The sequence below is a fragment of the Chromobacterium sp. ATCC 53434 genome (assembly GCF_002848345.1).
Classification (GTDB): domain Bacteria; phylum Pseudomonadota; class Gammaproteobacteria; order Burkholderiales; family Chromobacteriaceae; genus Chromobacterium.
Genome location: NZ_CP025429.1, coordinates 2,326,528 through 2,346,238, shown reverse-complemented (window position 1 = coordinate 2,346,238; position 19,711 = coordinate 2,326,528). Strand labels below are relative to the sequence as shown.

Here is a 19,711-nt window from a genome sequence, read left to right as displayed (position 1 = left end):
AGAGCTGCGTTACCCCCGCGAGGTTTACATCCCGAATGTAACAGTTTACTCCTAGCTGATTATAATCTGCCGGCGTCCTTTTCGCATCGCTCCGATCCCCTTGCCGGCCGTCGATCGACATGATTTTGTAGTAGTTGGTAGCCGTGCTGACGCCGGCGGCGGTCAATATCCTTCAGCCGCGCCGTGCTGAACGGCTCAGTCGCCATGCCGCCGCGCCGACTCCCGCGGCCGCCCCAGGCGCGCACGATCACCGGCCTGTTGAACAGGTCCAGCTGGATGGCGATAGCGTAGGGCACCTCGAAAAACCCCGGGGTGCCCTCAGCTGGTAAAATTATACCGTCCAGACTCTTGCCGAGCTTGAGCCCGATGAAACCACGCAACGCCATCAAGAAAGACCTGTTCGCCGCCGACCACCACCGGCAGAAGATCGACCACCTGGGCGACCCTCTGGTCGAGATCGAGAAGCACATCAACTTTGCCGCCTTGGCGGCCGAGGTCGATCGGGTCGCGCCTCGGCCAGTCAGCCAGCAGGGCGGCCGCCCGCCGTTTCCGACCGAAACGATGGTGCGGATTCTGGTCCTCAAGCGGCTGTACAACCTGTCCGATGAACAAATGGAGTATCAACTGCTCGACCGGATGAGTTATCAGCGTTTCTGTGGGCTGGGCCAGGCGGTCAACATCCCTGACCGCACCACGATTTGGACCTTCGAGAATCGGATCGGCGAAACCGGGGCCCGTGCACTGTTCGATGGCGTGTCAGCACAATTGCTCAAGCAAGGCTATATCGCGCGCGGCGGCCAAATCATCGACGCGACGTTGGTGCCAGCGCCGAAGCAGCACAACAGCAGCGACGAGAAGATGCTGCTCGATCAGGGCGCAACGCCGGCCGATTGGAAACCCGCGAAGCGGCGCCAGAAGGACCAGGATGCCAGCTGGACCAAAAAGCACGGCAAATCCTACTTTGGCTACAAACTGTCGGTGAACGTCGACAACAAATACAAGCTGATCCGCAAGTTCAAAACTGATACGGCCAGTACGCATGACAGCCAGCATTTCGACAACGTCTTCGATACCAGCAATACAAGCCGGGATGTTTACGCCGACCGAGGCTATCCGTCCGAGGCCCGTGGAGCGCAGCTTGCCCAAGACAGATTTCGGAATCGGATTCAGCGAAAGGGGCACGCCAACAAGCCGCTGTCCGAGTGCCAGCAGCAGCGCAACCACCGCATCGCCAAGGTTCGTGCCCGTGTCGAACACGTGTTCGCCATGATTGATCAGATGGGAGGCAAGTTGGTCCGCACAATTGGCCAACCGCGCGCGAACTTTGCGCTGACGATGATGGCGACCTGTTACAACCTAAAGCGCTTGGTGTTCCTCCGGAAAGCCGGAATCGTGGCCTTCTGACGCCCGAAATGGGCTGAATCGCTGCGTTGAGCGGTGATCCGTTGCAGAAAACGATCCGAATATGGCCGCAAGCGTCATGCTGTTGTTAGGCTTGCTGAAAAGCTTGGGTTATTCGAGATGCCCCGTAGTAGCGGTCGGCGGAGAGGTAGAGGCGCATGGCTGATTGCTCCTTTGATTTGCAATTAGCATGGCAACGGTGCGTGAATTACGCAAATTTAAAGTATTTTGTGTGTGGGTTGTGTATCAATTGGGCGACGGGCGACGGGCGACGGCGAGTAGGGCGGCGACGCGCCGCACCTTGTGCCTGAAGTCATCCTTGCCGGCCTGTGGCATGTGCTCCCATGGGTAATCAAAATCAGCCGCCAGCTTTTTGGCAGCCTCCTCAACTACGCTTTCTGGCACCGCTTGAACTCGCAAGGATTCCTTACCAGTTGCCGGCGCGGCGGTCAAAGACCATGCGTACAGCACGCTCGCGGACTTCTGGGGAAAACTTGGTGGATTTGCTCATGGCGCCATTCTCTCAAGTGAGGGAGTCTCCGCGAAACCCGGGGTGCTTCAGATCAAACCTGAACCTCGACATCTCAGAAGAAACAGAACAACCATCGCTGACGGTTTTCATCGAACTCAGGATTCTTGATATAGTCGACAAACTCATATGAGGCGCTCGATCGACTTTCAAATCGCACTATATAAGCGCCTTTCACACGGTCACCTGGCACAGGCGAAAGGGCAACAACTTCTGCGTAATCGTTCACGCGCAAGCTAGATGCTGTGAGATCTGCCGCATAATCCAGCTTGTCCAGTTTATAAATAAAACCAATACGGCCGGCGCTTGTATCAAGCGCCCTGAAACCGGCAAAATTTGCCGCCACTTCTTTTCTTTTGGTAAAAGACACAAACGCGCTGTCCGGCAACCCCGCGAAATGATTAGCCATATCGCGATTACTTCCTTTGGGCAGGAAACCATATTTGAAGATGTATTGAGGTGGCCGGCTATCGCCGCGATACAAGCGGCCTTGATACGCTCCCGTGCCAACATGCTGGGAATCCAGATAGGCACGCTGCTCAGACGTAAAATAATCCAACGCAATCCATCCCCTCGATGGGGCAGTATCAAGCCCAGCATCCAGAGCCATCAACCGACGCGTATTGATGCAAACGCTTCTTCCGGTGGGGCTTAATCCTCTGGCAAACGATTTCATCAAGCGATTGCCAATGGAAGCTGCAACGCTATACGTGGTCCGGACAAACTTGCCCCCTACGCCTGAAATGCCCAGAGCAATCGAAGCCCAGCCCAGTATCGCCGACGCCGCCGGATTGTTCTCTTCGGTCGCTCCGCTAGCGATCGCTGTCACATCGGCCAGCACGGCGGCTCCGCCCACCACCAGCGAGACGGCCGAGGCGCTTTCCAGTGCGGCGATGACCCCACCGGAGGCAATAATTGACGTCCCGGCGGTAAACGCCGCCAGCGCCAGGCCGGCCACTCCCAGGCCTATTGATGTCCAGGCCTGCCAGCTTAGATGCCCGGACGGGTCGGCTCGGTTGATCGAATCTCCGGCACAGTAGGCGTACAGGTTGATTCCGCCGGCACCAAACGGACTCAGATTGTCCGGACAATGGAAGCGCATCAGCGCCGGATTGTAGGTCCGGTAGCCATTGCCCAGATGAAAAGCGCCACTGACGGGGTCGAGGCGCTCTCCATTGAATCCCAGAACTCCGTTGTTCATTGCCTTCCCTTCCTCGCACAGTGGAAAGGGTCGCAGTATGTTGCTTTATCAGCATTGCCCTGAACAAGGGCGCCCAGAATTAGGAAAACTCCTCTGCCGCGGTATTTGGGAGAGGGGAGAGCGTAGGTTGGGCTGGAGTTTGCGCGGCGCGGATGGGTGTGTTAGTCCGATGTGCAGGCCGGGCTGGAGCAGGCGAAGTCTAGCGTCCCGCGTGATCAAATCACCGTCAGGCCCCGCCCGATCAAAGCAGCGTTTTCGCCGGCGCTTCCTTACCCGCAGCTTGGGCTGCAGCTCCCTGTTGATGGCTCTAAATAGGAATTTTCCTATTCAGCACGCTCTTGGTCAAGGCAATGCTGATAAAGCAACATACTGCGACCCTTTCCACTGTGCGAGGAAGGGAAGGCAATGAACAACGGAGTTCTGGGGCTAAAGGGGGACAAATGGGGGTGTCAAATAGCTGGAAAAATTCATGAGTCCAGTAAAATCAATGGTTTAAGATCGTTATGCTATTGATAACAGATTTGCCTTATCCGCCGGCTGATTTCTCCAGCGACAATCCCGATGACACGAATTTCTACAGAGCCTTCGCCGATGGCTGCATGCCAGGGTTTCAGCAGGGCTTTTTCGTCGCTGGACAGGACGGGCGACGCGTATGCTGCATTCCTTACTTCGTCACAGATCTGGAGCTGAACATCCTGCTGCCCAGGGGACGGTTGTTCGCCTTGCTGCCCAAATTGAGTATCCAGATGGCTTGCGTGGGCAACCCGGTGACGGACTTGGGGCGCGTCGAGGGGGAGCTGACACCCGAAATTGCCGAGGAGGTGACCCGGCGGCTGAGCCAGAAGGGAAGGCTGATCGCCTGGAAGGGATTCGGTGAAGGCCTTCCGCTGGACGGCTACGCCAGAGTGCGTGGGTTGCCGGTTCCCGTCATCCGCTTGGACGGCGATTACTACGCTTCTCTGCGAGGCCGCCGCCGCCGCCAGCTCAAGAGCAAACTGAGGAAAGCGGATGGTTTGAGCTACGAAGTGGTAGACGGATTGCCTGCCGATCTGCTGGACAGGATGTACGCGCTTTATCTGCAGACCTGGGAGAAAGCGCCGATCAAATTCGGCCGACTTGGTCCCGATTACTTTACTCGTACCAGCGACGGCAGCATCTACATGCTGTTTTATCTGCAGGGCGAACTGATCGGCTTCACCCAATTGCTACGCAAGGACCAGTTGATGATGAGCGCCTTCGCCGGGCTGGACTACCAGCATACTTATGAATATGGGCTCTACTTCGCCATGCTGATCCGCTCGGTGGAGGTGGCCCAGCAGAGGGGCTGCGCCGAGATTGAGCTGGGCTCCACCTGTTATGAGTTCAAACGCATCCTGGGTGCGGAGCAAGCGCCGACCTGGAACTACTTCCGCCATCAGTCAAAACTGCTGAACTGGCTGTTGACTCGTTTGTCGCCACTGCTGGAGCCTTCCGCCGACGATCTGAAGTAAGACGCCGGGGCCTTGCCTCTCTCTGAGACTGGGCCATCTGCGATATCTTGCAAATGGCCCTGGTTTTCGCGTCGATGTTGATCATTGGTTTCTCCGATTCAATGAGCAATTGCGCATGTGCGAAAATGAGCAGGTGAGAAAAAGGGCAAATGCGCAAATGAGCATTTACCCCTCTTTGTAAGGCCGCAGCGGTGGCAGACCACGTTCTGCAAGCACACGGTTGAAGCCCTCGACACCCAGGTTTTGCAGGCTGGACGGGCGTTCCGCCTTGGCGAGGTCGGAGAGCCGGCGGTGATCGTCGGGGTGGACTTTGACCTTGATGCACACATAGTCCGGCAGCGGCTTTTCTTCCTTGGTCGGTGCTTCCGCCTCGCCGCCGCCCAAGAAATCCTTCAGACTGGTCTTGCTCATCGCGTCTTCTCCTTGATCCACTGCCATAGCGCGCGGATCTCGGCCGCCGCCTTACTGCGCGAGTCAAACTCCGTCACCGACTGGCCGGTGGCGATGGCGCGCGAGAATGCGATGCGCTCACCGATCTCTACTGGCGCTACTTCGCCGAAGTCGGCCAGCGCCTGGCGCGCGTCAGCCACCTCCGGCACGCGAGGAGGGCAGGCGGACAGGACGAACAGCGGCGCGCGCCCGGCTGCCGTGACGATCTTCACCGCGTTGCCGACCGCGGCCAGGTCGAATGCTGTCGGCCGAACGGGGATCAGGATGAGGTCGGCGACCCGCGCAATGGCAGCTGAGTCGGGAGAGGAGTGTGGCGGCCCGTCGATGATGGCCAGGCCGAATCCCTTGGTGCTGCCGGCCTTGAGCGCGGCTTGCAGCTGCGAGGGCGGCGTTTGGAGAACGACCGGGGATTCGGCAGAGCGGCTGCCGGCCCAGCGCGAGCTGGATGCCTGAGCGTCGTCTCGGTCGAAGATGATTACGGAGGTGGAGTCCTCTTCGGCGGCGACGCCAAGGTGGACAGCAAGGGTGGACTTACCCGAGCCTCCTTTTTGCGAGAATGTGGCGATAGTTTTCATGTTTCCTCTGGGCATGAAAAAACCCGCCGGTGGCGGGTTTGGTTATTGAGGGTTGGCCTCTTTGTCTATGTCGTCTATTCGATCTGCCCACCACTGAAGCATCTCGCGGCGCTGGGTTAAATATTCGGCGCGGTTGTACGCAGCTCGTGTGGTGTTCTGGTCGGCATGGGCTAAGGCCATCTCAACCACCCGGCTGTCAAATCCTTCCTCGTTTAGCGTGGTGGATGCGAGGGCGCGCAGGCCATGCGCCGTGGTTGGCACTGCTAGGCGCTTGAGGGCTACATTCGCTGATCCCTCATTTGCATGCGCGCGCGGGGCGTTGCGGTGGGGGAACACATATTCTAGATGACCGCTCAGCGGGCGCATTTCTTCAAGAAGCGCCAATGATTGCCGAGACAGCGGCACCATGTGATCTCGCCGGCGCTTCATCTTGGATGCCGGGATCGTCCAGATGTCTCCCTCTATCTCATCCCAGCGAGTCGACGCAGCCTCCCTTGGGCGCGACATCGTCAGGAGTTGCCACTTGATAAGGCATCGCGTTTGAAAGTTGATGTCATCCTTGTGTAAGGCGGAAAGCAGCAGGCCAAGCTGATCAGGCTTCAAGGCGCGGAAGTTGGATGTTTCGGGCGACTTGAACGCGCCATTCAGGTCTGACGCAGGGTTGTACTCCAAAAGGCCGCGAGCTATGGCAAAAGCGAAGATCATCGACAGAGTTTTGTGAGCGCGCCGGAGGTAGACCAGCGCCCCGCGCGCCTCCATTGGCGACAATGCCCACACGATGTGTGGCGGCCGAATGTCGCCTACAGGCATGCTGCCCAGGGTTTGGAGCACATTCGTCTCAAGGACGCGCCAGACCTGATCCGCATAGCCGGCCGTGACAGACTCTTTCCAGCGGTCCCACCATTCTTGCGAGACGTGCTGGAAGGTAAGAGCGTCCGAGCATTGCCGCTCCATCTCTCTGCGGCGATCCTCCAGCTTCGGGTCTCTCTTGGCCGCCAAGTCAGCCCGAAGTGCTTCGCGCCTTTCTCTTGCAGATGCAAGTGAGACTTCCGGGTAATTTCCGATTGTGACGGTATCTTGCTTGCCGTCTGCCGGTCGGCGGTACTGTAGGCGCCACACTTTCTTGCCAGTGGGCATCACCCACAAAGCCAACCCGCCGCCATCGGAAAGCTTGATGACGGTAAGGCCGGGTTTGGCCGCGTTAATCCTGGTTGTGGTAAGTGGAGCTACGAGTTTGGGCATGTTTGAATCCCGTACCATCACGGCGCAAGGTCATACCAACAAGGCTACCATCAAAACAGATTGATGTGTGCTGATTGCCGCTTACGGGAAATGAAAAAGCCGCCAGTCATAGCAAGCAAAATCAATGGTTTTGCTTACTACTGCTGACGGCTTCTTACTACTATTTGGCGGAGGCTGTGGGATTCGAACCCACGGACGGTTGCCCGTCGGCAGTTTTCAAGTCTACGCCAAAAATCCAGCTTTTCAATATGTTATCTCAATTTCATTTCCGCATCCTGCCAATTTCCTCCCCGCTGTAACCCTTATCACTGCTGCATCGCATTCTTCAATGCGGAAATGATTTCCCCTCTCATCGAGTTCGCTTTTCTGTGGGCGTATTTGCCCGGTGTCACCTGGTAATGCCAGTCATGGGAGGGCCCTGGCCGGTGAGCGAGGAGGGGCTGGAGACGCCGGGGCTAGGGCAAGAAAATCCGGCCCATGCAATCGAGAAAATTCCGTGGATTTGGCCATGTGCTTCATGCAAGTATTTGATTTTGCTGAAGTCTGTGCCCACGGTTTCAGTTTTTAATCCACGGTTTCATTTTCTATTCCACGGAATTGCCAATTTCTCCACAATGCAATTTCCGGTGTCCTTGGTTTTATTTCTTTTTTCTTTTAAAAAATCAAAGAGAAAGAGAAAGAAAGCGGAGAAAAAGGGAGGTGAGGGCAATCCACGGTTTCGGAGGGCTGCCTATTTTTTGACCCACAGTTTCAAAACCAGAAAAACCCTGTTCTGGTGGATTCTGTGGAATGGTAAAATGTTGATTGGACAGGGTTTTGGCCGGATTCTGGCGGCGATCCACAATTCCACGGGTTATTTTGCCTGTGGTCCCTTTTTTGGGAGCTGAGATTGATCCGATTGATGGAAGAGTTCCTTCTCTTCAAAGCTGAAAATGGCGGTCTTTCCGATCGCTCTGTCAGGGCTTACCGCGACATCCTGCTGCGGTTCGAGGTATGGCTGGCCGGCCGCGATCTGCTGGCCGTCAACGGCGACGAGCTGCTGGCCTTCACCGGGCCATACCTGCACAAGGCGTTGAAGCTGGCGCCGGTGAGCCGTACCCCATACGTCGCCTGCATCCGCGAGCTGTATCGCTACCTCTGGTCGGTGCGCCGGCTGCTCCCGCGAGATCCCGCGGCCTCGATCCCGTATCCGCGCCGGCCGCGCAAGCTGCCGGCTGCGATGGAGTTGAGCAACGCCGAGCGGCTGATGTGGGCGCCAGATTTCAACCGTTTCGAGGGTGTGCGCGACGCGGCCATGCTGGCGGTACTGATCGGCTGCGGCGTCCGGATCAGCGGCCTAGTGCGGTTGAACGAGGGGCATCTGACAACGCAGACCATCGACGGCGAGACCCGGATGGCGATCCGGCCGACGGAGAAGGGTGACAAGGAGCGCCTGATTCCCGTCCCGCGGGAAGCGGATCTGCTGCTGCGCGTGTACCTGGAGCACCCCGGCCTGGCCGAGATCGATCGCGCCACCGAGGACGGCGACAAGGTGCTGTTCGTGACCACAAGGAACCGGCGCTGCCCGGCGCATGAGTACTACGGCGAGCGCAGGCGCTTTTCCACGCGTGGAGCGTTCGCCATGCTCCGGCGCCACGGCCTGGCGGCGGGGATTCCTGCGGAGCAACTGCACCCCCACGCTGTGCGCCACCTCTACGGCACCGAGCTGGCCGAGGACGCTGTGGACGTCTTGGAGCGCCAGCAGCTGATGGGACACGCGGACCCGAAGTCGACGAGCATCTACACCCACTTGGCAATCCGTAAGCTGACGGGCAGCGTGGACAAGGCGAATCCGCTGGGCAAGATTGCGACCCCTGTCAGCCAGCTGCTGGGCGAGATGACGCGCAAACCAACGGGCGCGCGTTGAGGCGGATTTGATTCTTACAAGCCAGGGTGGCGGTAACTGGCTGTGAGGTGAGAGGGCCGTGCCGAGAGGGTTGCAGCAGATTCTCAAAGTGGCCTTCAAAACGGGCTAAATCGAAATCAAAGCGTGGAGGCTGTCCAGGGGCTACCACTTCGCCTTCTAACAAAGTGCGAAGTGGCTGGACGGTTGCATGCGGTGTGCGGAGGGTGTGGCGATATGGAAAAGCGAAGTCAAACCACGGGAATTGCACAGGCTGACTCTATTGCGAGTAGGACAGTCTATGGGGTGGGGGGTAGGCAAGGGCAGATGGCTGGCCCGGGCAGGGGGGGCGGGTACCTGGATGTCTACCCTGTGTCTAAACTTCCCGATGAGGCCAAAAGAAATCGTGTGCGAGATCCGCGGCTGGATGAGTTGCGCGCGATGGGCATGCATCATTGCTGGCAGAAGGTGGCGACTGAGATTGGGATGGATGCTTTTTTGGTCATGTGGCGTATCCTAGATGCGGAAGAGCAGTGGCATCATTCAAAGGGAGGGTTAGAAATAACTTTGAGGCGTTATCGTTCGTATCGAATGTTTCAACGGAATGCATATATCAAGCAGCTTGCGAGTATGGGATGTGATGCAAAGACTATTGCTTTGCGCTTAGAGTGGGCGTTCGATGAGCGGTTGGAAAAGAGTCGAGTGGTGCAAATCATTAAATAGAGCTTTTTTTGGGGGGGTGATGGCAAATATTTTTCAAATTGGTTCTGTTGCAAAGCTGATTGGTGTAATTTCATTTTGCACTGGAATATATTTATCAGTTAGAGATATGACATCCTCCGCTGTGACTTGTTTTTCAGCGGGGATTTTAATGTTGATGCTGTTTAGTATGGATAAATTTGAATTTATTAAAGGTTTTGGGTTTGAGGCAAAGTCTAGGGTGTTAGAGAGGAAGATTGAAGAGGCTGATGAGTTGATGGGTAGATTGGTAAGAGTGACGAAAATTTTCTCACACTTGTCAACTCAGCTTATGGCGAGGATTGGAAGGATGAATGGACCAATTCCAAAGCGGGAGACTGAGGCGTTGACAGAGGAAGTGTTAAGTATTTTGAGTGTACTTAAGGTGGATGCCGCTGAGATTGCTATATTAATGAAGCCGCTTCATAATATGAATTTATCAGACCTATCTCATCACTGCCTTTTAATTCTTAGAGGATTTGTTTATGCGCGGGAGCAAGTGTGTAATCAGGAGGTAAATGAATTGGTGAGGAGAAATTATGGGCATGCGGGAGGTATTGATCTTGTGCCTGGGTATTTGGATAGAATTAATGAGTTAAAAGAATTGTCTAGCTATATCAAGAAAGTGAATGAAGAATTTAATAGTGTGGACTATTCAGATTTTGTTGGTATCTTTACTCGCTGGGTGAGAAATCTTCCATCTTCCCACGAGGAGGAAAAGGATGAATTTTTAAGGAGCATGGAGGAGGATTTGATGGAGGTGCGCTATTATATTGATAATAAAAAATTTAAAAATATTGACAAGTGGTTTGATCGCCCATACGGTCATTGATATTTTTCAATATCACTAAATCCCCCCCTTATTCCACCACCGGCCATGCTGTGAAATGACAGCATGGCCAAGCGCGACCTTTCCAAACAGCTCGAATCCCTGACCTTCCGCTGCCCGGCGTGCGGGAGCACGTTTGACGCCGCTCCGACGCGCGTGGAAGACGAGCCAGACCTTGCTCACCACCCATTCGCCTATTTCGCGAACTGCTCCCGTTGCGGCGAAGAGGCGGCGCAGGCGCCGTTCCACAAGTCGCTGGTGAAGGCCTGGGCGAGCGCCACCGGGCCGCGCACGGCTGCCGGCAAAGCCGCAAGCGCCAAGAACCTGGAGGGCCACCCCACACCGGAGGAGGCGCTGCGAACCCGATTCAACGCCCTGAAACATGGCATGACGGCGGAGACGGCGCAGTACTTCCCGGCCCGGCCGGGGAAATATCCGGCGTGTTCAAGCTGTGACGTGGACCACGGCTATTGCGCGTCGCAGCCGGCCTGCATTCGGCAAACCCAGCTTTTTATGGTGCATCACGCGGCGTTTGAGCAGCGCAACCCCAAGCACCTGACGCCCATCTATTCGTCCATCCAGGCCAGCATCACCGCCATCATCCAGCAGATCCTGCAGACCATCATCGCCGACGGCGTGAAGCTCGAGCATCCGGCCTGGGCGGTGACGCGCGAGGGTGACATCGTGATCGGCGAGTACAGCGATTTCGATACCGGCGAAAAGCGCATCATCATGGAGACGAAGGCGCACCCGCTGCTCAAGCCGCTGCAGGAATTCCTCAGCCGCAACAACCTGGCGCTGTCCGACATGGGCATGACGCCGAAGGCGATCGAGCAGGAAGAGCAGCAGATGGGCAGGCTGGGGCAAGGCGGAGACGGGCCGCCGGTGATCTTGCTGGAGGACTACGCCGCCAAACAGGCCGCAAGCCTGGAGGCACTGCGTGTGCTCGCCGACCGCGCCAACGCCCGCAAGCAGCGCGACCCGGTGCTGATCGAATACCAGCAGCAGAACGGGAGCGGGCAGTGAGTGGCGAGCGTATCGGCGCCGCCCAGCGCATCAAAATCCAGCACCGAGCCGAGGCCGAGGTGATGCGCTACGCCCGGCCGGACCCGGCAACCGGCATCCGGCCGCATGCGTTATGGGCCAAGCACGTTCACAACGTGGATCTGGACCCGATGCAGGTGCTGAAAATGCTGGAGATGGACGCCAACCCCAACACGGTGGATTTCAGCTGCCGGCGGACGGGCAAGACGGCCGTCAAAGAGATGTACGCGCTGGAATTCCTGGCCACGACGCCATTCCAGGAAGAGGGCATCGTCGCGCCGCGGCTGCAGCAGAGCCAAACCAACATCACCTATCACCTCGACGCCATCCGCCGTTCCGAGATCCTGGCCGGCTGGATCGCCTACAAGTCCGGCCGGCGCCAGATTGCCGATCTGAAATACCAGTTCGCCAACGGCAGCAAGGCCAGCTGCTACGGCATCATGAGCCAGATCGACGGCGACGGCATCAGCTTCGCCAGCCTGGAAGAAACCGATGACATGCCGGCCGAGCGGCTGTTTTCCCGGTTCCTGCCCATGCTGGGCTCCGCGCGCCGGCTGGGGGTGGACCAGGGCATCAGCTTCAAGCCTCAAATCCGCATTACCGGCGTCCACAAGGGCGCGGACGTCCTCAGCCACCTGATCGAAACCGGTGGCTACCACATTCTGCCGCCGGTGGACGTGTACCTGGGCATCGAGCTGGGCATCCTGAGTGAGGCGTTCGTGCTGGAGATGCAGAGCCAGCTGCCGGAGGCGGAATACATCCGTCAGTTCCTTTGCATCAACGCCGCCGCGCAGAATTGGATCTGGGAAAAATACATCCGCCGCGCCATGGCGGTGGGGCTGCAAGCCGGCCTGCAGGCCGCCGGCCCTCTGCCCGGCCAGCGCTACCGCAAAAATGGGCTGCTCTCATTCGGCTATGACCACAGCGGCCACGGCGAAAGCGCCCACGCTTCATGCTCCGCGCTGGTGGTGTGCGAGCAAGTGGGCAACTTCATCACATTCCCCTATGTGAAAACCTGGCCGGCCGGCACCGACGACGCGGTGGTGGAGCGCGATCTGGCGGGCCTGTGGGAATACTTCCGCCCCGACTACGCCATGGGCGACGCCTACGGCCTGGGCATGCTCACCAGCCTGAATGACCGCCTGTTTGCCCTGGGCCTCACCGAGGTGGACCGCCGCAGCATCGGCGAGGGCCAGTCCACTGCCAGCACCTGGCAGCACTGGCCGTTCGCGCCGATCCGATTCGAGGGCATGACCAAGCACAGCATGGCCAGCGCGCTGCGCGCCGCCTTCCACAACGGCCAGGCCGCCATTCCCTACGTTGACGACGGCATCGACGCGCTGCGCGCCAAGAACGGCGCCAACACAAACTGGGGCCCGTCCGCGCTGGACCAGGTACAGGCCGACGCCAGCGACTGGGGCCGCTTCATTCGCCAGCTGGGCAATATCAAATCGAAGGCCGTCCAGGGCGCCAGCTACAACAGCTACAAAATGGCGAACCCGAAGATTGGCGACGACCTTTTCGACGCCGCCAGCGCCGGCGTCTGGGCGCTGCTCACCCGCGGCGTGGCCAGCTACACCCCGACGGTGATCACCAGCCGCGGCATGACCGCGGACCAACTTCTGAGGATGCGATGAGCTACGGCAAATACAAGAGGGCCCACCCGGATGAAACCTTGCCGCCGCCTCCGCCGCTCACCCCGGCGCAGCGCCAGCGCGCAGCCCAGATGCGCGACGCCTGGCGCGAGGCATTTGGCGACGACCAACTGATCCGCGACCTACTGGACGCCGGCATGATCAACGGCTGGCGCGATGTCGTGTCTGTTACCCCAATCGAGGCTCCCGACAATGCCGCTTCTTGATTCTCTGCTGGCCCGTTTTGGCCGCCGCCAGACACCGCCCGCCACCAGCCAGTCCGCTCCGCCTGCAGCGCCGCCACGGACGGACCCGGAAAGTTCAACGCCTACGCTCCCCGGCGAGCCCGCTGGCGTCACCAGCGAAAGCGGCCGCCGCTCAACGCCGGAGAACCAGATCCGGGCCATGTACCGGCAGTTCTATGTGGACCACGACCTACGCGCCACCATCCTGGACATCCGCCAGATGGACCTGGCGGACGGCCGGGTGAAACGTATCCATGTGAGGGTGGCGCGGGACGTCACCCGCGGCGGGCTGGTGCTGCTGCAGACCGACCCCACCAGCCCGCTGCGCGCAGAGTGGGGCCGCTTCGTCAGCCGCTTGCAACTGAACCGGGCGGAGAAGCTGAAAAGCGACGCCCGTGGCCTGTTGAAAGAGGGCAACCTCCCCATGCAGTGGGTACTGGATGCCGCCGGCAACGTTGTGTCTGCCGTGCGCATGCCCACCGAGACCATGCGGCCCAATGTCGGCATCAACGGCCAGTTCCTGGACCCGCGCGCCGCCTACACCCAGATGGACCTGGCCAACGGCCTGGAGCTGGCCACTTTTCCGCTGTGGCAGCTCACCCTGGCCAGACTGGACCCGGAAAATTTCGATGACATGGGCGCGCTGGGCCGGCCGTTCCTGGACGCCAGCCGCGAGATCTGGCGCAAGTTGCGAATGACCGACACCGACATGGTGATCCGCCGCAAACACCGCGCGCCGCTGCGCCTGTCCCACGTGCTGGAAGGGGCCACGGAGGCGGAGTTGCAGGCCTACCAGGACCGGGTGGAGGCGAACGCCGAGCTGATCCAGACCGATTTCTACCTGAACAAGAAAGGTTCCGTCAGCGCTGTGCAGGGCGATGCCGCCCTAGGCGAGATCCAGGACGTGCTGTACCTGCTGGATTCGTTCTTCGCCGGCACCCCGCTGCCCAAGGGCTTGATGGGCTACACCGACGGCATGGCGCGGGACATCCTTGAGGACCTGAAGCGGGACTATTACGACGAAGTGGACCAGCTGCAGGACACGCTGGCCTGGGTGTACGAGTTCGGATTCCGCCTGCAGCTGCTGCTCCGGGGCATCAACCCGGACGCGGAGGAATTCAAAGTCACCTTCGCCGAGCGCCGCACCGAAACAGCCAGCCAAACGGTAGACCGCGCCCTCAAACTGTCTGCGCTGGGCCTGCCGAAATCGATGGTTTGGGAGGAGGTGGGCTACAACCCGGCCACGGTGGAGGCCCGCCGCGAGAGCGACGCCGCCCACTACGACCCATATCCCGAGGATGGCGCCGCGCCTACGGTCAAAATCACCCCTGGCAACGGTCGCAAAGGGGAGTCGGCCACGGATCTAGACCATGCCCACTAACCTGGACCGCGCCGCCACCATTCGCGCCGCCACCTTGGCGGCTGTAGAACAGCGGAACCGGTTGAACGACACGGCGGTGGACGAGCTGATCGAGACCTACGACGACGCCGGCGACCTGATCGTGCAGCATATCGAGCGCGCGGCCGGGCAGGGCGACAGGGTGGGCCTGGAGCAACTACAGAACGTGCTGTCCCATGTCCGCGAGGAGCTGCGCCGGCTGCAAGAGCGGCGAGACGGCCAGCTGTACCGCCGCATCGAGCAGTCCGCATGCGTCGGGGCGGGCGTGTTCGCCGGCGCGCTGCCGGAGTCCACCCTGTTCGCCGTCAATCACTCCGCTGTCGCATTCGTCCGTTCCTTCACCGCTGCCGACGGCCTACAGCTGTCGGATCGCCTGTGGCGGCTGAACCGCAACGCCGCCCAGGTACTGACCGACCATATCCAGTTCGCCGTAATCAACGGCGAGAGCGCCCACCAGGCGATGTTGCGCAGCATGGGCCGCGGGGCGGGCGTGCCGGCCGACATCGCCAGCGCCTACAACGGCGCCCGCGGCGGCAACCTGGGCCGGCGGGTGCGCAGCCTGATGACGGGGGAGGCGGACCCGGTCAACGGCAAGGGCGTGGTGTACCAGGCGGAGCGGGTGTTTCGCAGCGAGATCAACCGCGCCCACGGCGAGGCCTATATGGGCGCGGCCTTCCAAGTCGATGGCGTGGCTGGGGTGAGGTTTCGGCTGTCGCCCAACCACCGCGTCCGCGACGTGTGCGACACCCACGCGACCGCCGACCGTTACGGGCTGGGGCCTGGCGTGTACCCCAGCCGCGAGGCTTGTCCGTGGCCGGCGCATCCGAATACGCTTAGCTATGTGGAATTGGTATTTGCAGATGGGATATAGTGCTGATTGTTAAAACTATTGCGAAGTGATTAGCTATGGGTTACGAGGATTGGCTTAAATTTTTAGGTGGAGGTTTGCTTGGGGCGGCATTGAATCAGATTGTGGTAATCGGAAAGGACTGGTATTCAAAATCTCAGCAAAATGAAAAGAAAAAAAAGGGTGATGCCATAATGTTGGCAGCTCGTCTTGAAGCACATGCAATTGCATGTGCACACTTGATTGGAGATGTCATAGAAGCTAAGGATCAAGCTGGCAGGTATGCCTCTTATGAGTACGCTAAGTTCGTAAGAGTGCCTGATCTTCAGATTCCAGGTGATATTGATTGGGTTTTGCTTGGGGTTGATATTAATTCGAAAGTTCAGTGCATTGAAGCAAATGTTCATTATAGTAATGGCTTGATATCATATGCTTACTATGGTGACGGGGGTGAGCCCTTTGAGGGAATGGACGAGTCAATAAGGCAGTTGAAGAAAAGAGGGGGCTACTCTTGGGGGGTTGCAGCTGAAATAAGAGAAAGGCTTTTTTTGAAAACCCCAAAGTTTGATTTTGGGGAGTGGGATTTTTTGGCAAGTCTTAATGAGTGATCTATAAGTGGTTTGGTTATTTTATTTTTCCTGTGACTGTGTTTGATATGATGATTTGTTCCTTTGGTATTTCCAGTATTGCGCCACCATCTTTATTGTCTAAGGATATGACGGTCATGGATCCAATGCCATTGAACAGAACTATGATATTTTTGAATTCTTTGAATTCGCCAATTTCACTGGTTGGTTTGATATGTTTGGAAAGAATGTCGCTATAGGGTGTTTTTGTGTAAATGGTAGCGGCTTCTTCTCGAAGGTGAATGATTTTCGTCCCATATTTTAGTAAGTGAAAGAAGGCGTCTGATCTCGTGGAGAAGTATGCGGAAATTATAACAAGTAAAATTAGGAAATTTATATGTGCGGAATCATTTTTCTTCTTGTCTAATTCAACATTTCCAATCAGGGCCATTCAACGCTGAACTTGTAGGCAAATGAACGGTCCGTATTCATTTGCGATATGCCACATGCTGACCCTCGCCATCCTCTCCACTATCCCCGACCATCGGCGCGGTCAAGGTCGCTTGTTCGACCTGCCGCACGTGCTTCTGTGCAGCATTCTGGCCGTACTCGCCGGCGCGGATAGCTATCGCTCGGTCTATCGCTTCATCGAGGTCCGCTGGGACTGGCTTCGCCAACATACGGGCCTCAACTGGCGGCGCAAGCCATGCTACACCGCGCTTTACACCATTTTGCGCGGCATCGATGCCGCCGCGCTGGAGCAGGCACTGCGCCAGCAAGCCGCGCAACTGACAGAACTCACCCAGAACGAGGGCATCAGCGCCATTGCCTTGGACGGCAAGACCCTGCGTGGCAGCCTTGACCAGGCGGCGCAAACGCCGGCACTGCAATGGCTCTCCGCCTTCCGCCATCTCGATCACCTGGTGCTGGGGCAGATCCATTGGCGCGATGGCGACAAGAACAACGAAATCGCGGCGGCACAGCAGCTGATTGAAGAATTGGGGCTGTCCGGCCAGCTATACACGCTGGATGCCTTGCACTGTCAAAAAAACGCTGCAAGTTGCTAAAAAAATAGGCAGTGACGTGCTGGTGCAGGTCAAGCGCAACCAGCCCAAGCTTCACGAGCAGTTGTTGGAATTCGCTGCCTCACATGCGGCAGCGGAGCTGTGCGCCACGCAGGATGTAGGCCACCGCAACCGAATAGAACGACGCGAGACACGTATCTGGCGCCTAGCGGAGGGCACCCTGCCGGAAGACTGGACCTTGCTGCGTACGCTGATTGGCGTGGGGCGCAAAGTAGAGCGCTTCGACGTTGGACATCAGCAATGGCGGTCAAGCCAGGATACAGCCTGGTATGTCTGCACTCGGGAGTTGACGGCGGAGCAAGCCAGTCAGTTGGTTCGCGATCATTGGGGCATAGAGAACCGCTGCCACTACGTTCGCGACGTGACCTTGAACGAAGATGCCAGTCAGATCAGCGTGAATGCTGGCGTGTTTGCTCAGCTGCGTAGCTGGGCACTGAACAGCTTGCGTTGGGCAGGCCACCGCAATATCAAAGCGGCACGCGAGCAGCTGGCTTGGTCACCAGACCCGTTGCTGGTGCTATGCAAGCTGTCATGAGATAGCGTTGAATGGCCCTGATTTCCAATGGAGTCAGGGTTGGATAAGTATTTCTTTTGGATAAGAATGGAGGTGGTTATTCCAATGGTGACTGTCAGAATAAATGCAATGATATCTCCTGCGCACAGGCTATATATTCCAGCGTAGGATAGAGTGGTTATGAGAAAGGGGTCGTAGACATTTATTGATAAGGGAGGTTTGAATATTGAAAAAATACTCTTTCCTTTTTTGTAATTTTCGGTGGCAAAAGAGAATAGTTGGATTGCTGAGAGTGACCCGATGATTGTTGCTGTAGCATATGCAAGCAGTAGGGCTGAAGTAGTAAGCGCAAGAATTAAAAGGGATAAACTATCGCCAATAGTTATCCCTTTAGGGAAGTAATTAATTTTTATTGCATAGAGCCATATAAATGCTGCGCCCATGGGGAGGCCGATTTTGGCAAGAAATTCTAGTATATTTTTTATCTTGTCCATGGAGAGTACATAGTCTCGGTTAGTCATATTTTCTAGCTTATTCTTACGCGCCGACTTTCATTTGGTATGTTGGGGCAAGGTAATCCGCCCCCCCCTATCACAAAAGAAATACGGACTTAATTGGCGATTTTTTTTGATGCGGAATAGACAGTGGGGATGAAGTCCCACTGCTCTGGATCCCACGGGATGCTTAGAGACAGCATGCCCCCGCTCGCCTTTGGTGTATCAGCGCTGTGATCCAGATCGATATCGTAAACGATGGCCAGCACTGTTCTGCCTTGGTGCTGCCTGTGAAGCGTTAGCTCGTTGGCGGTCAACAGGAACGAGTCGGCCTTGGCGCTGGTGGTGCCTTTTACCTCAATAAACCAGTCATTTCCATCCTTGCGCGCTGAGAAGTCGTAGGACTCTTTGGCCGACGTGTCATGGATGTCGGTAAACCCATGGTCGGGCAGGGCCGTGCGCACAGCTTCCATGGCATGGAGTTCCACGGCCTTCTTCTCCGCTTGTTTGAGGAACCGTCCTTGTCCTGGACTGGCGCTTTTCCTTGGCCTAATGGTTTCGGCAAGCTGGAACTGGTGCTCGTACGCTTCCGGTGATTCCGAGTGTGGCGATTTTCCAAGCCGCTCCGCTTCATAAATGGTGACCAACATGCCGCAAAGGGTCTGCAAATCTTGCCAGAACTCACTTTCATTGAAACTTTGGATTGGGTAGCGCTTTGCGAATGCGGTCGCTTTTTCAAACTGGTCAGAGAGATTGTTGCCGTGCAATTCAATTTTGTTTGAAAAGGACCTCGACTCTCGCGGTTTTTTGGCGAAGCAGCTTTTTGCCCACTTGATTTTCTCTTTAAGCACGTCCGAATCTACATGGATAATGGCGCTGCCTTTGATGATGGTGGAGCCGCAGCCAATCGTCAGATAGAAGACATCCCCTTTGCTAGAGAAGTGGATTACGATATACCAGCCCTGAGTGGCAGACGGGGACATCTTCGGGTCATAAAGGCGGATCCAAGGGGAGATGGTTTTACGGCCGATGCCATCTCGGCCTTCCACCATGCACTCATAGCCTTTTTCCGAGAATAGTGGTTCGAACTGCTCCATTCGGGAATAGAGAATGTCCCGAAATATTGTGCGCACCAATACTCCGCGCTCTTGCATTGGTTTGCTGTTTTCGGAGGAATATTGAGTCTGCAGGCGGAGTATGTCTGCAATGGTGGTTGTCAGCGATGTGGTCAAGTTTCTCTCCATCTTGGGGATGATGGTGAAACCGCAGCGGCGCAGCGCGAGAAATGCGCTGGAGCCTTCTCCGCCCTTGAAGTCCGATGGCCGAAACTCGCGCTGGTATGCAATCTCCAGCGCTAGACCCGCGACGGCTTTGGGCGCATAACGCTTGCCCTGGTAGAGCAGGTCAAATGCGGTGGAGTCGGCAAAGCGAGTTAGCGTCCCCTCATCCAGTCGATGAATGGCTTGAAGCACTTGTTGGCGATCAAGCAAGGAAAGCAGCTCTGCGATGATTGGCATGTTAGCAGCCATGAAAATTGAAACATCAT

Annotated in this window: 20 protein-coding genes and 1 pseudogene; 13 read left to right on the top strand and 8 right to left on the bottom strand. The window is 57.3% G+C overall.

Annotated elements, in window-relative coordinates; all coding sequences use genetic code 11:
• Nucleotides 1–59: 59 nt before the first annotated feature.
• Nucleotides 60–386: a hypothetical protein gene (locus CXB49_RS23485; RefSeq protein WP_158300759.1), complete on the bottom strand. Its 327-nt coding sequence runs from the start codon at nt 384–386 to the stop codon at nt 60–62.
• On the opposite strand from CXB49_RS23485, the gene CXB49_RS10700 reads away from it, so the two are divergent.
• Nucleotides 367–1,404 carry an IS5 family transposase gene (locus tag CXB49_RS10700; RefSeq protein ID WP_101706533.1) on the top strand — a complete coding sequence of 346 codons (1,038 nt, stop codon included), beginning with the start codon at nt 367–369 and terminating at the stop codon, nt 1,402–1,404. The genes CXB49_RS23485 and CXB49_RS10700 overlap by 20 nt on opposite strands.
• A gap of 243 nt (nt 1,405–1,647) precedes the next feature.
• Here the strand turns inward: CXB49_RS10700 and CXB49_RS23480 are convergent, their stop codons facing one another.
• Complete coding sequence (locus tag CXB49_RS23480) at nt 1,648–1,872, bottom strand: hypothetical protein (RefSeq protein ID WP_158300758.1); 225 nt, start codon at nt 1,870–1,872, stop codon at nt 1,648–1,650.
• A gap of 113 nt (nt 1,873–1,985) precedes the next feature.
• Nucleotides 1,986–3,131: an RHS repeat-associated core domain-containing protein gene (locus CXB49_RS10695; RefSeq protein WP_101708380.1), complete on the bottom strand. Its 1,146-nt coding sequence runs from the start codon at nt 3,129–3,131 to the stop codon at nt 1,986–1,988.
• A gap of 503 nt (nt 3,132–3,634) precedes the next feature.
• On the opposite strand from CXB49_RS10695, the gene CXB49_RS10690 reads away from it, so the two are divergent.
• Entirely contained in the window at nt 3,635–4,621 is a 987-nt protein-coding gene (locus CXB49_RS10690; RefSeq protein ID WP_101708379.1) for a GNAT family N-acetyltransferase, read from the top strand.
• 165 nt (nt 4,622–4,786) lie between these two features.
• On the opposite strand, the gene CXB49_RS10685 is transcribed toward CXB49_RS10690, so the two are convergent.
• Genes CXB49_RS10685 through CXB49_RS10675 form a run of 3 tightly spaced genes read right to left on the bottom strand, consistent with a single transcriptional unit; the run spans nt 4,787 to nt 6,888 of the window.
• Nucleotides 4,787–5,032: a hypothetical protein gene (locus CXB49_RS10685; protein WP_101708378.1), complete on the bottom strand. Its 246-nt coding sequence runs from the start codon at nt 5,030–5,032 to the stop codon at nt 4,787–4,789.
• Nucleotides 5,029–5,646: an AAA family ATPase gene (locus CXB49_RS10680; RefSeq protein WP_101708377.1), complete on the bottom strand. Its 618-nt coding sequence runs from the start codon at nt 5,644–5,646 to the stop codon at nt 5,029–5,031. The genes CXB49_RS10685 and CXB49_RS10680 overlap by 4 nt, the downstream gene beginning before the upstream one ends.
• A gap of 42 nt (nt 5,647–5,688) precedes the next feature.
• Complete coding sequence (locus tag CXB49_RS10675) at nt 5,689–6,888, bottom strand: integrase arm-type DNA-binding domain-containing protein (RefSeq protein WP_158300757.1); 1,200 nt, start codon at nt 6,886–6,888, stop codon at nt 5,689–5,691.
• Between the two features lie 407 nt (nt 6,889–7,295).
• Here CXB49_RS10675 and CXB49_RS23475 point away from each other — a divergent pair, with 407 nt between their 5' ends.
• The 10 genes from CXB49_RS23475 to CXB49_RS23465 all read left to right on the top strand — a co-directional run bounded on the left by CXB49_RS23475 (nt 7,296) and on the right by CXB49_RS23465 (nt 16,114).
• Nucleotides 7,296–7,775, top strand: a complete 480-nt coding sequence (locus CXB49_RS23475; RefSeq protein WP_158300756.1) for a hypothetical protein — start codon at nt 7,296–7,298, stop codon at nt 7,773–7,775.
• A 14-nt stretch (nt 7,776–7,789) separates the two neighbouring features.
• Nucleotides 7,790–8,794 (top strand): tyrosine-type recombinase/integrase, encoded by a 1,005-nt coding sequence (locus tag CXB49_RS10670; RefSeq protein WP_101708375.1) that lies wholly within the window; start codon nt 7,790–7,792, stop codon nt 8,792–8,794.
• A 348-nt stretch (nt 8,795–9,142) separates the two neighbouring features.
• Nucleotides 9,143–9,493: a hypothetical protein gene (locus tag CXB49_RS10665; RefSeq protein WP_158300755.1), complete on the top strand. Its 351-nt coding sequence runs from the start codon at nt 9,143–9,145 to the stop codon at nt 9,491–9,493.
• Nucleotides 9,450–10,340, top strand: a complete 891-nt coding sequence (locus CXB49_RS23470; RefSeq protein WP_158300754.1) for a hypothetical protein — start codon at nt 9,450–9,452, stop codon at nt 10,338–10,340. Before CXB49_RS10665 ends, CXB49_RS23470 begins: the two co-directional genes overlap by 44 nt.
• 63 nt (nt 10,341–10,403) lie before the next feature.
• Nucleotides 10,404–11,363: a hypothetical protein gene (locus tag CXB49_RS10660; protein ID WP_101708373.1), complete on the top strand. Its 960-nt coding sequence runs from the start codon at nt 10,404–10,406 to the stop codon at nt 11,361–11,363.
• Nucleotides 11,360–13,018: a hypothetical protein gene (locus tag CXB49_RS10655; RefSeq protein WP_233493047.1), complete on the top strand. Its 1,659-nt coding sequence runs from the start codon at nt 11,360–11,362 to the stop codon at nt 13,016–13,018. Before CXB49_RS10660 ends, CXB49_RS10655 begins: the two co-directional genes overlap by 4 nt.
• A complete protein-coding gene (locus CXB49_RS10650; RefSeq protein WP_101708372.1) occupies nt 13,015–13,242 on the top strand; it encodes a hypothetical protein in 228 nt (75 codons plus the stop codon). Before CXB49_RS10655 ends, CXB49_RS10650 begins: the two co-directional genes overlap by 4 nt.
• A gap of 196 nt (nt 13,243–13,438) precedes the next feature.
• Entirely contained in the window at nt 13,439–14,641 is a 1,203-nt protein-coding gene (locus CXB49_RS10645) for a hypothetical protein (protein ID WP_233493046.1), read from the top strand.
• Nucleotides 14,631–15,530: a hypothetical protein gene (locus CXB49_RS10640; protein ID WP_101708370.1), complete on the top strand. Its 900-nt coding sequence runs from the start codon at nt 14,631–14,633 to the stop codon at nt 15,528–15,530. Before CXB49_RS10645 ends, CXB49_RS10640 begins: the two co-directional genes overlap by 11 nt.
• 35 nt (nt 15,531–15,565) lie before the next feature.
• Nucleotides 15,566–16,114, top strand: a complete 549-nt coding sequence (locus tag CXB49_RS23465) for a hypothetical protein (protein ID WP_158300753.1) — start codon at nt 15,566–15,568, stop codon at nt 16,112–16,114.
• A gap of 16 nt (nt 16,115–16,130) precedes the next feature.
• Here the strand turns inward: CXB49_RS23465 and CXB49_RS23460 are convergent, their stop codons facing one another.
• Complete coding sequence (locus tag CXB49_RS23460; protein ID WP_158300752.1) at nt 16,131–16,523, bottom strand: hypothetical protein; 393 nt, start codon at nt 16,521–16,523, stop codon at nt 16,131–16,133.
• Nucleotides 16,524–16,545: 22 nt separating this feature from the next.
• On the opposite strand from CXB49_RS23460, the pseudogene CXB49_RS24440 reads away from it, so the two are divergent.
• A pseudogene (locus CXB49_RS24440) lies at nt 16,546–17,692 on the top strand (ISAs1 family transposase).
• A 589-nt stretch (nt 17,693–18,281) separates the two neighbouring features.
• On the opposite strand, the gene CXB49_RS10625 reads toward CXB49_RS24440, so the two are convergent.
• Nucleotides 18,282–19,682 (bottom strand): MrcB family domain-containing protein, encoded by a 1,401-nt coding sequence (locus CXB49_RS10625; RefSeq protein WP_158300750.1) that lies wholly within the window; start codon nt 19,680–19,682, stop codon nt 18,282–18,284.
• Nucleotides 19,683–19,711 lie beyond the last annotated feature (29 nt).

Coding starts and splice junctions, on each gene's coding strand:
- CXB49_RS10640 (WP_101708370.1), top strand. CDS start 14,631: ATGCCCACTAACCTGGACCGCGCCGCCACCATTCGCGCCGCCACCTTG.
- CXB49_RS10660 (WP_101708373.1), top strand. CDS start 10,404: ATGGCCAAGCGCGACCTTTCCAAACAGCTCGAATCCCTGACCTTCCGC.
- CXB49_RS23485 (WP_158300759.1), bottom strand. CDS start 386: ATGGCGTTGCGTGGTTTCATCGGGCTCAAGCTCGGCAAGAGTCTGGAC.
- CXB49_RS10685 (WP_101708378.1), bottom strand. CDS start 5,032: ATGAGCAAGACCAGTCTGAAGGATTTCTTGGGCGGCGGCGAGGCGGAA.
- CXB49_RS23465 (WP_158300753.1), top strand. CDS start 15,566: ATGGGTTACGAGGATTGGCTTAAATTTTTAGGTGGAGGTTTGCTTGGG.
- CXB49_RS10650 (WP_101708372.1), top strand. CDS start 13,015: ATGAGCTACGGCAAATACAAGAGGGCCCACCCGGATGAAACCTTGCCG.
- CXB49_RS10700 (WP_101706533.1), top strand. CDS start 367: ATGAAACCACGCAACGCCATCAAGAAAGACCTGTTCGCCGCCGACCAC.
- CXB49_RS10695 (WP_101708380.1), bottom strand. CDS start 3,131: ATGAACAACGGAGTTCTGGGATTCAATGGAGAGCGCCTCGACCCCGTC.
- CXB49_RS10625 (WP_158300750.1), bottom strand. CDS start 19,682: ATGCCAATCATCGCAGAGCTGCTTTCCTTGCTTGATCGCCAACAAGTG.
- CXB49_RS23475 (WP_158300756.1), top strand. CDS start 7,296: ATGGGAGGGCCCTGGCCGGTGAGCGAGGAGGGGCTGGAGACGCCGGGG.
- CXB49_RS10675 (WP_158300757.1), bottom strand. CDS start 6,888: ATGCCCAAACTCGTAGCTCCACTTACCACAACCAGGATTAACGCGGCC.
- CXB49_RS23470 (WP_158300754.1), top strand. CDS start 9,450: ATGAGCGGTTGGAAAAGAGTCGAGTGGTGCAAATCATTAAATAGAGCT.
- CXB49_RS23460 (WP_158300752.1), bottom strand. CDS start 16,523: ATGGCCCTGATTGGAAATGTTGAATTAGACAAGAAGAAAAATGATTCC.
- CXB49_RS10690 (WP_101708379.1), top strand. CDS start 3,635: ATGCTATTGATAACAGATTTGCCTTATCCGCCGGCTGATTTCTCCAGC.
- CXB49_RS10670 (WP_101708375.1), top strand. CDS start 7,790: ATGGAAGAGTTCCTTCTCTTCAAAGCTGAAAATGGCGGTCTTTCCGAT.
- CXB49_RS10680 (WP_101708377.1), bottom strand. CDS start 5,646: ATGAAAACTATCGCCACATTCTCGCAAAAAGGAGGCTCGGGTAAGTCC.